This is a genomic window from Streptomyces sp. NH27 (assembly GCF_056859195.1).
This window is the reverse complement of sequence record NZ_JACEGK010000188.1, coordinates 1-13,329: the sequence shown is the minus strand read 5'-3', so window position 1 is coordinate 13,329 and position 13,329 is coordinate 1. Positions and strand designations below refer to the sequence as shown.

Genomic DNA, 13,329 nt, shown 5'->3' with positions numbered 1-13,329 from the left:
CCCCTGGCCCACCCACGCAGGAGGCGTTACGTGGCCGACAGCGAATACCGCGTCGAGGTCGACGGCGCACGCGTGCTGACCCCGCGGCTGATCCTGCGGCCGTGGCAGGACGACGACGCCGCGGGCGCCCTCGCGGTGTACGGCGCCGACGAGGTGACCCGCTGGCTGGCCCCGGCGATGACCCGCACCCCGGACACCGACGCGATGCGCGACCTGCTCGGCTGCTGGCGGGCCAACTGCGAGGAGATGGAGCCCCCGGCAGGGCGCTGGGCCGTCACCCGCCGCGACACCGGCGAGCTGGTGGGCGGCGCGGCCCTGCTCCCGCTGCCCCCGTACGGCGTGGACCTGGAGGTCGGCTGGCAGCTCGCCCCCACCGCGTGGGGCCAGGGGTACGCCTCGGAGGCCGGGCACGCCGTGGCGCACTACGCGTTCGAGGCGGGCGCCGACGAGATCTTCGCCGTCGTCCGCCCCCGCAACGAGCGCGGTGCCGCCACCGCCCGGCGGGTCGGCATGGAGTGGGTCGGCGAGACCGAGAAGTACTACAACCTGCGGCTCCAGGTGTACCGCCTGCGCAAGGCCGAGTTCCCGCCGGCCCCCGCACCGCTCATCGCCGAGTAGCCCGCACCCGGCGCCCGTACGACCCCGGCGGTCGTGCGGCGGCGGTGCGGCGGTCGCGGACCCGGGGCGGACCCGGCGCGGGAGCCGGGCGAAATGCGGGAGAGCCGCGCGGACCCCTGCTGTTACCGTACGAGGGCCGGCCGCGGGACTCCGGTGCGACTTCCGGAACCTGCCTGTAAAGCAATGATTCGCAGCTCGCGCCCTCACACCCCGGCCGGCGTCCGTCGCCATGGAGGGGGTGCGCGGTGCCGGCTGCGCCGGAGGGCCTGGTGGCCGCTGAGGACGTGCTGCTGTTCGTGAACGCGGCGGTCACGGCGACCGGCCAGCGCGAGTTCCACAGCGGAGCGGACCGGCAGCGGATGTCCCTGGACTTCCTGCACGCGTACATGCTCGGCAACTACCGGGAGTTGTACGCGGCCGCCCTCGCGCTGGGCGTCAACGACCACAACGCCGCGCTGATCGTCCGGCACCTGCTGGAGACCGCGGGCGAGGCGGGCCCCGAACAGCGCCGTACCGAGGGCGCGTTGATCGCCCGGCGGCTCGAACTGCTCCCGCCGCAGCGGGTGTACGCCCTGTTCGCCGAGCTGCGCGCGGCCCGGGTGAACAACCGCCGTACCCGAGCGATCATCCGGGACTGGCTCGCCACGCGGCCCGACCCGGCGTTCGACGCGGTGAAGTACCGCGCGGGGGTGAAGAGCGCCCTGCGCCACGCCCATCTGCCTTCGGCCACCGAGGAGTTGGGGCCGTTCCTGTTCGCGCCGCGCAGCCGCGCCCGGTTCGGCCACCCGCTGCTGGACGCGCGCCGCCGGGCCCGCTACGAGCAGGCGGCACTCTACGAGCTGCCGTTCACCGTCGCGGAGGGGTTCGCGGCGCGGCACGGCATCGCCCGGGAGGTGTTCCTGGAGCGGATCGCGCCAAGGCTGACCCGCCTGGAGCGGCTGCGCCTGCAGGAGTCGGCCAGGCGCGCCGGCGCCGAGGCGGTCCGCACCGACCTGGCCCGGATGCCGCTGGCCCGGCTCGCCTCCTACGTCCAGGGGCTGCCGGCCCCGGACCGGGTGGAGCGGCGGGCCGAGCTGACCGCCGCCCTGACCGCCGCCGCGCGCCGTACCGCCGGTGCGCGGGCCGGGAGTTGGGGCCGGGTGACGGCGGTGCTCGACGACTCGTACTCCGCGTACGCGTCCGGCCAGAAGCGGCGCCGTCCGCTGGCGGTCGCGCTCGCCGCGCACTTCCTGCTGGCGGCGCTGGCCGGTTCGTACCGGGCGCTGTGGACCTCGGGCCGTACGGACGCGCTGCTCGCCCGGCCGCAGGGGCCCACCCCGCTCGGCGCCCGGCTGCTGGACGCGCTGGAGACCGGGCCCGACCTGGTGCTGGTGGTCTCCGACGGCTTCGACAACGCACCGGCCGGCCTGGCCGCGGAGGTGCTGCGGGTGTGGCGCACCCGGATCGACCCGGCGGGCCGCACCGACGTGGTCCACCTCAACCCGGTATACGACGCACGGGGGTTCGACGTGCGCCGGTTGTCCCCCGCCGTGCCGACCGCGGGCATCCGCGACGCGGAGGACCTGCCGGCGCTGGTCGAGCTGGCCGCGTTCGCCACCGGGCGCACCGGGTTGCCGCGGCTGCGGGCGCACCTGGACGCGAGGGTCGCCGAGTTCTTGGCGGCCCGCCCCGAGCGCGGGCCCGCACCGGCCGCGCCGGCCGCCGATATCGCCCCCGCCGCCGATGTCGCCAAGACCGCTGAGGCAGCCGCGACCGCCGGGGGTGCGAGGTGAGCGGCGCCTTCCGGCTGGACCTGGCCGGCCTCGAACCCGGCCCCGCCCAGGTGTGGGGCGGCGTCCGGCTGGTGCCCCTGCTGCGGGCCGAGCCGGTCGAGGGGCTGCGGCTGCACGCCGAGCTGTACCGCGACGGATACGGCGTGGTGGCTGCCGGTCCGCGCACCGAGTACATCTCGTACATCCCGCACGGCTTCGTCGCCGACTGGGGTGCCGACGCCGGGCACACCGGTCCGGCCGCCGCGTACGGCACGCAGTTGCGGGGCGGGCACGACGACCACAACAGCCACGGCGAGGGGCCGGTCTCGTGCGTGCCGCTCACCATCCACCGGCGGATGGCCCGCCGCGAGGCGAAGCACCGGCTGCGGTTCCTGCCGCTGCACCTGGCGCTGGAGGGCTATCTGAGCCTGCACTTCGGCGGTCCGTCGATCGCGTGGGCGGAGTGGTCGCGGCAGGCATTGCGGCGCGGCCTGTCGCCGCGGGAGGAGGAGGCGTACCGCGGTGCCGAGGTGAGCGAACTCGACGACGCGCTGCGGGTGTTCGAGGTGCACCCCGGTCAGTGCGGGACGGCCGTCTACGTCGCGGACGCGCTCGCCGCCGTGTTCGCCGTGCCCCATCCGGAGGACTACCGGGCGCTGCACGACACCATCCTGCTCGACCTGTACGGCGAACTCGTCTACCAGTACGGGCTGTTCGGCTCGCCGCTGCCCGACTTCACGCCCGCGCTCGGTGAACCCCGCTCGCTGCCGGAGCTGCGCGCCGCCGTCGCCCGCGAGGAGCGCGGCTGGCGGGAGTTCCACGACGGCACGATGGCCGCCGGGCTGCTGGACGCGGAGTACCGGTCCCAACGGGTCTACCGCGCGGGTCGGTTCACGCTCCAGCGGTTCCTGCCGGTTTTCCGGCCCCACCAGGAGAACCACATCGGCGAGGCGATCACGACGCCCGACGGACGTGTCGCCTACCTCAAGACGTTCCGCCTGTCCGAGGCCCAGGTGCGGCGCGGCCACCTGCTGGACCGGCTGGCCACCAACGACTGGCACTTCGGCGCCACCGCCAACGAACTAGGCGTCACCGAGGCCCAGTTGGCGAAGCGCCTGGAGTCCGCGGGGTTCGGTCATCTGCTGCGTCAGGACATCGTCGACGGCTTCCGGGCCCGCTCGCGGAGCTGACCGCCGTACCCGCGTCTGACGTAGGCGCGACCACCGTCCATGCGACCACCGTACGCGCGACCACCGCAGGCGCAGCCGTCCCGCACGGCCGGGCCAACTTCCGATCCGTGGACACCCCCGCCCGGCCTCAACCACCGCACTGAATCGTTCAATTCACACACCGGCCACTCCCGCCCCAGTCGCGAGACCGCGCCGGGCACGGCACGACCCGGCCTCCGGCCACACCCCTCGACGGATGCGGTTCCAACTGCACCGATCGTTGCGATCGATCGGCGCACAAGCATTGACGCTCGCCATAGGGCTGCCCTAGCGTCCCTGACGATTCATTGAATCATTTCATTCCGTCCTCCGGGAAGGGCGGCCCGGCGGAGGACGTCCGGGGCCGCGCACGGGTGAGGCCGGTGTGTCGGACGCATGCTCCAAGGAGGAGATCCGATGAACGACCACGGCCATCCGACGTCCGGCGGCAACGCCCGTCCACCCGTCACGCGGCGCCGGGTCCTGCAAGTCGCGGCGGCCGCCGCAGCCGCAGGGACCGTGGGGAGTTTCTGGCAGCCCGCCTACGCGAGCGCGCCCGGCGCCGCGCACGGAGCCTTCTCCACGGGGCAGTTCGCCGATCCGCCGGCCGACAGCATGCCGCTCGTCCTGTGGTTCTGGAACGGCACCGTCACCGACGACCTGATCGACTCCACGCTCGCCGATCTGCGCGGCAAGGGCATCAGCGAGGTGCTGGTCTTCCCGTTCGACACCGGTGCGCTGCGACCGGCGTTCTTCACCGAGGACTGGTTCGCGGTGGTCGAGCACACGCTGCGCGAGGCACAGCGGCACGGCATGCGGATCTGGCTCTTCAACGACGACTTCTTCCCCAGCGGCCGGGCCGGCGGCCTCGTGGCCGAGGGCGGCACCGTCGGCACCCGCACCTACCAGCCGCGCCCCGATTTGCGCACCAAGTGCGTGGTGCACACCGGCAGCCAGGTGACGGGAGGCACCCGGGTGCCGCTGGCCGCCGCCGCGCTCTCCGTCGCCGGCGGCCGGCTCGTGGTGGACGCGGCCGCGTACGACGGCGTGCGCGTGCTCGAGGACGGCGCCGGCTGGGGCGACTACACGGTGTCCGCGAAGGTCCGTATCGACTCGGGCACCGCCGGCCTGATGGTCCGCTGCGCCGACGCGTACCACGGCTACCTCGCGGATCTGCGTACCGACGGCGGGGTGGACGTGTGGCGGCAGACCGGCGGTTCGTTCGCGCTGCTGCGCGCCGGCGCCGCGGTGGCGGGGTTCGACCCTGGCGCCGATCACCGGCTCCAGGTCACCGTCGAGGGGCAGCGGATCACGCCGTCGCTGGACGGCACCGATCTGGGCCCGGTCACCGACGGTTCGCATCCCGCCGGGACGGTCGGGGTGCGGGCGACCGCGACGCAGCGCTCGTCCTGGGCCGAACTGACCGTGACGGGCGCGGACGGCGCGCAGCTGTACGCGGGCACGTTCGACGACGCCTCCGCCGTCCTGGACTTCGCGGTGCCGTCCGACCTCGGCGTGGCGTTCGCCGCCTCGGCCCGCCCGGTGGACGCGGACGGCGATGCGGTGGCACGGACGGTGGACCTGACCGGCTCGGTGGGTGCGGGAGCCCTGTGGACGGTGCCGGCAGGGCAGTGGCAGCTGGACGTGTTCAGCGTGCGCACGCTGGCCGACTCCGGCGGCAGCCGGCGCGACTACCTGGACTTGATGGACGACGAGGCGGTGGGCCTGTTCATGGACGTCGTGCCGGGCGAGTATGTCCGGCGCTTCCCGTGGGCGGTCGGCGGGGTGTTGCGCGGCTTCGCCGACGACGAGCCGTTCGTGGCGTCGGCGGACGCGGAGTGGGCGCAGGTGCCGTGGTCGCCGACGCTGGCCGCGGAAGTCGACCGGCTGGCCCGCGAGTTGGCACGTGACGCCGCGGGCGGCGCGGGTCGCGGCGACGGCAAGAGCGCCAAGGGCGGCAAGGGCGGCAAGACCGTCGAACCCGCGGGCCTCGGCACGGTGTTGTCGGCCGTGTACACCGATCTCGGCGAGCACGGCGGCGAGTTGCGCGGGCTGTTCTGGCGGGCCGTGTCCAACCGCTTCGCCGACGCCTACTACAAGGGCATCGGCACCTGGACCGGCCGGCACGGCCTGGAGCTGATCTCCAACCCGTTGTGGGACGAGTACGGTCCGGCCGAGCAGATCAAGAGCACCGGCAACCTCAACACCGCGCACCAGTGGGCACAGGTGCCGGGCACCGACCTGATCTCCGACCAGTTCCAGCGCGGCTACTACCGCACCCTGCCGCGCTGGCCGGCGTCGGCGGCCCACCAGGTCGGCCGCGAGCGGGTCTACCTGGAGGCGATGGGCGCCGCGGGCTGGCAGGTGACGCCGGCCTTCACCCGTCAGGTGATCGGGGCGTTCGTGGTGCGCGGCGTCAACAAGGTCCTGCTGCACGCGCGGTTCTCCGACGCCGGCAACATCGTCTTCGCGCCGCCCTTCCAGCCGGAGAACCCGTGGTGGAACGTGTCCGCGCCGCTGAACGAGTGGATCGGGCGGATGGTGCAGGCCGCGCGCGGCACCCCGGCGGCGCGGACCGCGCTGATCCAGCCGCAGCGGGCCGCCGAGGCGTACCAGGACCGCCCGGAACAGACGGCGATCGACGACGCGTTCGTCGGCGCGGTGCATGCCCTGGAGGACCGCCAGATCGACTTCGACTTCGTGGACGAGGGTGCGCTGACCGGCGATCCGGCACTGATCGAGCACGCGCGGACCGCGGGCGGTGCGCTCACCGTCGGGTACGGGCGCTACGCGGTGGCGGTGCTGCCGGAGACTCCCCTGCTGTCACTGGCGGCCGTGGCCACGCTGACGGCGTTCGTGGACGGCGGCGGAACGCTGGTGGCCGTCGGCGAGTTGCCGGCGAAGGAGGCTGCCGGTCGTGACAAGGACCTGGCCGGCGCGCTGTCCGCGCTGTTCTCGGGCCGTCGCACGACGCGGGCGTTCCGGGCGGCGGATACCGCGGCCGCGGCGGCGCGGGTGGTGGTGGCCGGCGCGGCCGCGGCCGTACTGACGCCGGCGGCGCCGGAGGTGCGGGTGCTGCGGCTGGCGCAGGGCGGCGAGTCGTCGTTCCTGGTGAACAACGAGCACGCGGGAGCGGTGGAGTTGACCGCGGTCTTCCCGGCCGCCGGTGTGCCGCTGCTGTGCGACCCGGACACCGGCGCGGCGGCTCCCGCGGGGGTGTGGCACGCGGCGGCGTTCCCGGGCCGTAGCGGCGGGGGTACGGCAGTGCCGCTCACGTTGGCGGCCGGGCAGGCGGTACTGGTGGTCTTCCGGCCGGCCGGCGGGCGCGACCCGGCGCACGCGATCGCGGCGAACGTCCCGGTGCAGCAGGTGGAGGTGCGCGGTGCGGGCGCCGTGGCGACGGTGCGGGTGGCGGCGCCGGGCACCATCCGGGTGACCGTGCAGGACGGCGGCCGCCGCTTCACGGGAAGCCTGGAGGTCACCGACCCGCTCCCGGCGGTGGCGCTGGACGGCGACTGGAACTTCCGCTTCGACACCGGCGGTTCACCGGCGGCGGACCGCCCGCTGGGGTCGTGGACGGACCTGGACCCGTCGTGGTCGGGCGCGGCGTGGTACGAGCGGAGCTTCACCCTCCCTGCGGCCACGGTGTCCGGACGGCGGTGGACTCTCGACCTCGGCGCGGTACACGACGTCGCGGAGGTCGAGGTGAACGGCGTCGCGCTGCCGTCCCGGCTGTGGGCGCCCTACCGGTTCGACGTGACCAAGGCGCTGCGCGCGGGCGTGAACACCGTACGGGTGCGGGCGACGAACACCGGTGCCAACGCACATGGCGACGCGCAGGTGTCCGGACTGCTCGGCCCGGTGCTGCTCCAGCCGTCACGCGTGGAGCAGGTACGCCTGTCCCGGTCGGGCGGATGACCGCGTACGGCCCGGCCATGTCCGCGAAGTAGCGCCGCCGGCGTGGGAGGGGGTGTCCCCGGCAACGCCCGGGGCACCCCCGGATCGCACAGCGGTCAGGGTGCCTCCCCGCCGCCGGGCCAGGCGGAGGTCGCCCGCGTGCTGGGCGTAGCACTGGGCGTACCCGGGCGATCCCGGCACCGCCCGGGGCACCTCCGGCCGCAGGCCGGGGGGAGAGCGTGCGCGCCGGACGTCGCGAGGCCGGCGGCGCCTGCCGGTGGCCGGTACGGGGCCGCGTGCGCGGGTGGTCGCGCGGTGCCCGCCGGTCGGTGCCCGCCCGGTCATCGCCCGCCGGTCATCGTCCGTCGGCAGGGCGGCCGGAGCCGTCGGGACGGAGCGACGGGTCACGGATCATCGCGGTGATCTCGGCCGCGACGCGCTCTCCGACCGGTCGGCGGCCGGCCCGGCCGGGCCGCGAGCCGAAGCCGACCTTCTTGAGGATGATGTCCGGGCTCGCCCCGCTGCTGTCGAGGAACTGCCCCACCTGGAGCGGGGTTTCGGCCCGCCGCAGCCGCAGCGTCAACTCGCCGTCGGAGTAGACAGCGCCGAGGAGTCGTTCCCAGGGAACCTGGCGACTGCCGAAGTGGCGGCGCACCCGCAGGCCCGCCGGGTCGGCGCTGATCCGCCAGGCCATGACGGCGAACGGGGTCCCCAGCCAGGCCGGGAAAATGATCAGCACCCACGCGATCCGCCACAGCGTGGCGCTCTCGACGAAACCGGCTGCGGTGATCGTCGTCACCACGGACATCGCGACCGCGGCCGCCCGGGACCGTGCGTCCGTGTGCCACCGCGTGGGGCGCGGCGCGTCCGGACGCCGCATCGCGGTCAGCGCGTCCTGGACGCGCGCCTCGGCGGCCCAGCGCTCCTTGACCGTCAGCCCGTCGTCGCCGGCCGTACCGCCGCCGACCGCGCTCTCCTCGTCCTCGACCTCGTCCTCGTCGGGGTCGTCGGGGTCGTCCTCCGCACCGATCCGGATCGGTCCCGTCGAGGCGTCGACGTACCACCAGCCGTCCTCGGTGCGGAACGCCAGCAGCAACTCGCCACCCTCGGCCCCGTCGGCGAACAGGAGTGCCTGGCGCAGTGACGCGGGCCGGTCGTGCTGCGGGGCGTAGTGGAGCACCGGGTGCGCACCGGCCGTGTCGTCGTGGGCGAACACCTCCGCGCTGCCGCCGCGCACCCGGGCCAGCACCCGCAGCACGGGCACCGGGCCGCGGCGCAGCCGGGCCGCGCGGCCGGCGGCCACCAGCCCGGAGCTGACGGCGACCAGGCCGAGGCCGCCGAGCGCGAGTGCGGGCAACTGCCGGTCGGTGCGGTCGCCGTACGGTTCGGCCGCCAGCCGGACCGGGCCGTCGCTCGGCAGCAGGACCCGTACGGTGCTGAGGTCCCGGTAGTCGCCGATGACGTCGAAGTGGTGGCGGTGCCCGCCCGGCAGCCGCACCGTGAGGGTGCCCTCGCCGGAGTGGTACGCCACCACGCGCGCGTCCACGGCCGGCGCGGTCCGCTCCGCGCGGTCGTCCGCCCGGTCGGCCTGGACGATGGAGACGGTCATGACGGCCGCCGCCGCGCACATCAGCGCGCCCAGGACGTACCGCGCGGCACCGCGTTTCGGGCGCGCGGTCCAGGACAGGACGGGTGCGCGGGCGGTGATGCCACCTGCCGCCTCGCGGAACCGGCGCCGCTGGGCCCGTCGTAGCACCAACCGCCGTACCGACACGGCCAGTCCCCAGCACAGCCCCGCGACCACCGCCGCGTCGGCGCTCTGCAGGGAGGCGCCGCCCTCCCAGATGCCGGGGTCGGCCATGCAGACGAGGAGCGCCACCGAGCACAGCACCGCCGCCTCGGGCAGCACGAACAGCCACCACAACTGCGGCCAGAACAGCATGGTGACGACCGCGTCGGGCCACTGCTCGCCGCACGGCGCCTGCGTCGTGCACACCGAGTCGGGGGCGGTCGCCATCGCCGCCACCACCGCGACGACGATCAGCAGCGCGGGCCCCAGCGGATGTGCCCACCGCGCCGCCCGGGCGCCCGCCCACCGCGCGGTGTCCGGGGTGAGCCAGGGCCGGGCGGGTATGTCCGCGAGAAGCGGCGAACTCGTCGTCACCTGGGCATTATGCGCGCAGAACCGCACAGTCGTGTGCCGAACTACCGGCCCCGCCGACCGTTGCGCACCGCCTGCCCGGCCGGGCCCCGCCACCGAGGAACCACCGTCCCCGCGGGACCCGTTCGCCCCACCCGGATCAACTGTCCTGCCTCGCCCGGGAGATGCGTTCCGGAGCCGGCGGACGGGGGGTCGGCCGGGCCCGGCCGTGGCCGAGCCGACAACTGTGCGAGCTACCCGCGTCTGCGGGCCAACACCAGCCGGCAGCGCGGGCTGCCGTCCGGACGCCGCCCGAACTCCTCCAGCGCGAGGGTGGCGACCGAGAAGCCCGCGGCGGTGAGGTCGGCGCGCACCGGCTCCAGCGGGAAGGTGCGGTAGTACATCACGAACGGCGGCCGCCACACCGCGTTGCGCAGCCGCATCGCGGCGTCGAAGCCGGCCAGGGCCCAGTGCCAGGGCGAGCCGATCGGCGGCGGCGCGGCGATCGGGAAGGCGAACAGCCCGCCGGGCCGCAGCGCGCGGTGCACCCCGGCGAACAGCGCGGGCCGTTCCGCGGGCAGGAAGTGCCCGAACGCCCCGAAGCTGACGGCGAGATCGAACTCCGTCTCGAACGGCAGCGCCCGCGCATCCGCCCGCACCCAGCCGTGCTCCGGGTGCGCGGCCCTGGCCCGATCCAGCATGCCCGCGCTGAAGTCCGTTCCCGTGACGCCGTTGGGGCACAGCCCGGCGAGCACCCGTACGCCCGCGCCGGTGCCGCAGCACACGTCGAGCCCGGTCCGGTAGGGGCCGTAGCGCCGCAGCGCCGCCCCGGTCGCGTCGAGGAAGCGGTCCGGGGTGCGGAACGGCGTGTGGTCGAAGGTCGGCGCCAGCAGGTCGTAGCCGTGCTCGACGGACGACAGCGCCTGGACGGCCAACTCGCTTACGGAGGGGCCCTGGGAGGAGAACACCCGCCAAGGGTAGGGGCGGAAGGGGCCGGATGTGCGCGAGATCTCACCCGAACGAAACGGAACCGACATTCCCGTTGACTTATCCTGGCTTTAGCGGAACCGCGGTTCCGGTTCCGCGCCCTCTTCCGAGCGCTCACGCGCTCTTCTTTCGGTTCAGCCCCGCTTCTTCCTTCTTCGCAAAGGAGTTCCATGGCGTCCGAGACCCGGCGCACGCACCATCAGGTGACGTTCGCGGTGCTGGCGGCCAGTGTCAGCGCGTACGCGCTGCTCCAATCCCTGGTCACCCCGGTCCTGCCGACGATCCAGGCATCCCTGCACACCTCGCAGAACACGGTCACCTGGGTGCTGACCGCGTACCTGCTGTCCGCCTCCATATTCACCCCGATCATGGGCCGGATCGGCGACATGGTCGGCAAGAAACCGGTCTTCGTGGCCACCCTGGTCGCGCTGGCCGCGGGCTCGCTGCTGGCCGCGCTGGCCACCAACGTGACGGTGATGATCATCGCCCGGGCGATCCAGGGCATCGGCGGCGGCGTGCTGCCGCTCGCCTTCGGCATCGTGCGCGACGAGTTCCCCCGCGACAAGATGAGCGGCGCGGTCGGGGCGATCGCCTCGCTCGTCGCGGTCGGCGGCGGTCTGGGCATCGTGCTGGCCGGCCCGATCGTGAACGCGCTCGACTACCACTGGCTGTTCTGGCTGCCGATGATCCTGACCATCGTGGCGGCCGCGGCCTCGCTCTTCTTCGTGCCGCCCACCCGCACCCGCACCCCGGGCCGGATCAGCTGGGCGCCGGCGCTACTGCTGTCGGCGTGGCTGGTGGCCCTGCTGGTCGCGCTCAGCCAGGCATCGGTGTGGGGCTGGGGCTCGGGCAAGGTGATCGGCCTGATCGTCGCCGCGGTGGTGCTCGCGGTCGCGTGGGTCGAGACCGAGCGCCGCTCGGCGACGCCGCTGATCGACATGCGGATGATGAGCCGTCCCGCGGTGTGGACCAACAACACGGTGGCGCTGCTCTTCGGCGTCGGGATGTACTCGGTCTTCGCGTTCCTGCCGGAGTTCGTGCAGAGCCCGAAGTCCACCGGCTACGGCTTCGGTTCGTCCATCACCCAGTCCGGGCTGATCCTGCTGCCGATGTCGGTGGCGATGTGCCTGGTGGGCCTGGGCGCCAACACCCTGGCCGCCCGGATCGGCGGCAAGACCGTGGTGCTGCTCGGCTCGGTGATCAGCGCGGTGTCGATGGCGCTGCTCGCCTTCGCGCACACCGCCACCTGGGAGCTGTACCTCGCCACCGCGGTGATGGGCGTCGGCTTCGGCCTGGCCTTCGCGGCGATGTCGAGCCTGATCGTGAGCGCGGTGCCGGCCGAGCAGACCGGTGTGGCCAGCGGCATGAACGCCAACATCCGCACCATCGGCGGCTCGATCGGCGCGGCCCTGATGGCCAGCGTCGTCACCTCCAACCCGGCGGCCGACGGCCTGCCGCGCGAGGCCGGCTACACCCACGGCTTCGCGATGCTCGGCATCGCGCTGCTGATCGGCGCGTTCGCCGCGCTGCTGATCCCGGTGACCCGGCGCGGCACCTTGGTGGCGGGCTCGGCGGACGCGGCGGACGCGGCGGACGGGAACGAGCCGGCGCACGCGCCGCTCACGGCGGTACCTGGCGGTACGGTCGTAAACGACACGTCGGAGTGAGGACCGGCGCCGGCGGGCCCGGTGCCGTCCTCACCGGAGGGGCCGGCAGCAGGACGAGTCGCACCGATCGGAAGTGAACGATGGCAGCGCACGACCCCGTACACGAGTCGGGGCACGGTCCCGTACCGGACAGCGCCGTGCGCGACGCCGAGTGCGGCGGGCACCCGGCGCCGCAGTCCGCGGCCGACCCGTCGGGCGGCGCCGGTCACACGGCGCCGCACCGGCCGATGCGACGCGACGCCGCCCGCAACCACCAACTGGTGATCGCCGCGGCCCGAGAGGTCCTCACCGAGTACGGCACCGACGCCAGCATGGAACTCATCGCGTCCCGTGCCGGGGTCGGGGTCGGCACGCTCTACCGGCGGTTCCCGAACAAGGAGGCGCTGGTCGACGAGATCGCCGGCCAGATCCTCGGCGAACTGGTCGGCGAGGCCCGCATCGCGCTGGCCCACCCCGGCGGCACCGGATTCGACGCGTTCGTACGGGTCTTCGGCCACTGGCTGAGCGAACACCGCGGCTACGCCGACAAGTTGATCGGCCACACCAAGGCCGGGTGCGTGCAGCAACTCCGCGACCTGATCGACCAACTCCTCGACCAGGCAAAGGCGTCGGGCCGGATCGCCCGCCACGTCGAACTCGGCGACGTGATGACGCTGATCTGGGGCATGCGCGGGGTGGTGGAGACCAGCGGCACTCTGGTGCCGAACGCCTGGCAGCGGTACGCCGACATCCACCTGGCCGGCCTGCGTGCCCGGGCCGCCCCGGGCACGCACCCCGCCGTGACCCGCGAGGAGTTGACCCGTATCGACGCGGCCGGCTGACGGCGGCCACGCCACCGGCGGCCCCTGCGGAAGCGGCCGTGCCTGCAACTACGGCTACGGCTACGGCTACGCAGGCGCGGCCGACGCAGACGCGGCGCTCGCAGGTGCGGCGGTCATCGACGCCGTGCGAACGCCGCGTGTACCCCGCGCGACACCGTGACGCTGCCGCCGAGTTGCTCGATCGCGTCGTGCAGCGCTGCCTGGAGGGCCGTCAACTGCCCGGGCTCCAGGGCCTGGTGG

At 74.2% G+C, this 13,329-nt stretch carries 8 protein-coding genes; 6 read left to right on the top strand and 2 right to left on the bottom strand.

All coding sequences use genetic code 11. The features are described 5' to 3' along the window. The 4 genes from AC13HU_RS17255 to AC13HU_RS17240 all read left to right on the top strand — a co-directional run. Nucleotides 1-618, top strand: a 618-nt coding sequence (locus AC13HU_RS17255) for a GNAT family N-acetyltransferase (RefSeq protein WP_483042766.1), incomplete at its 5' end; no start/stop codon positions are given. Nucleotides 619-863: 245 nt separating this feature from the next. Continuing rightward, nucleotides 864-2,390 (top strand): hypothetical protein, encoded by a 1,527-nt coding sequence (locus AC13HU_RS17250; protein ID WP_483042765.1) that lies wholly within the window; start codon nt 864-866, stop codon nt 2,388-2,390. After that, a complete protein-coding gene (locus AC13HU_RS17245; protein ID WP_483042764.1) occupies nt 2,387-3,559 on the top strand; it encodes an ARPP-2 domain-containing protein in 1,173 nt (390 codons plus the stop codon). The genes AC13HU_RS17250 and AC13HU_RS17245 overlap by 4 nt, the downstream gene beginning before the upstream one ends. A gap of 435 nt (nt 3,560-3,994) precedes the next feature. Next, the gene (locus AC13HU_RS17240; RefSeq protein ID WP_483042763.1) at nt 3,995-7,495 is read left to right on the top strand and encodes a glycosylhydrolase-like jelly roll fold domain-containing protein; all 3,501 of its coding nucleotides are present in this window, start codon (nt 3,995-3,997) and stop codon (nt 7,493-7,495) included. A 334-nt stretch (nt 7,496-7,829) separates the two neighbouring features. On the opposite strand, the gene AC13HU_RS17235 is transcribed toward AC13HU_RS17240, so the two are convergent. Continuing rightward, on the bottom strand, nt 7,830-9,638 hold the full coding sequence (locus AC13HU_RS17235; protein WP_483042762.1) for a hypothetical protein: 1,809 nt from the start codon (nt 9,636-9,638) through the stop codon (nt 7,830-7,832). A gap of 230 nt (nt 9,639-9,868) precedes the next feature. Beyond that, complete coding sequence (locus tag AC13HU_RS17230) at nt 9,869-10,582, bottom strand: class I SAM-dependent methyltransferase (RefSeq protein ID WP_483042761.1); 714 nt, start codon at nt 10,580-10,582, stop codon at nt 9,869-9,871. Nucleotides 10,583-10,771: 189 nt separating this feature from the next. Here AC13HU_RS17230 and AC13HU_RS17225 point away from each other — a divergent pair, with 189 nt between their 5' ends. After that, nucleotides 10,772-12,268, top strand: coding sequence for an MFS transporter (locus AC13HU_RS17225; RefSeq protein ID WP_483042760.1), 1,497 nt, complete (start codon nt 10,772-10,774; stop codon nt 12,266-12,268). Nucleotides 12,269-12,348: 80 nt separating this feature from the next. Beyond that, a complete protein-coding gene (locus AC13HU_RS17220) occupies nt 12,349-13,089 on the top strand; it encodes a TetR/AcrR family transcriptional regulator (protein WP_483042759.1) in 741 nt (246 codons plus the stop codon). Nucleotides 13,090-13,329: the final 240 nt, after the last annotated feature.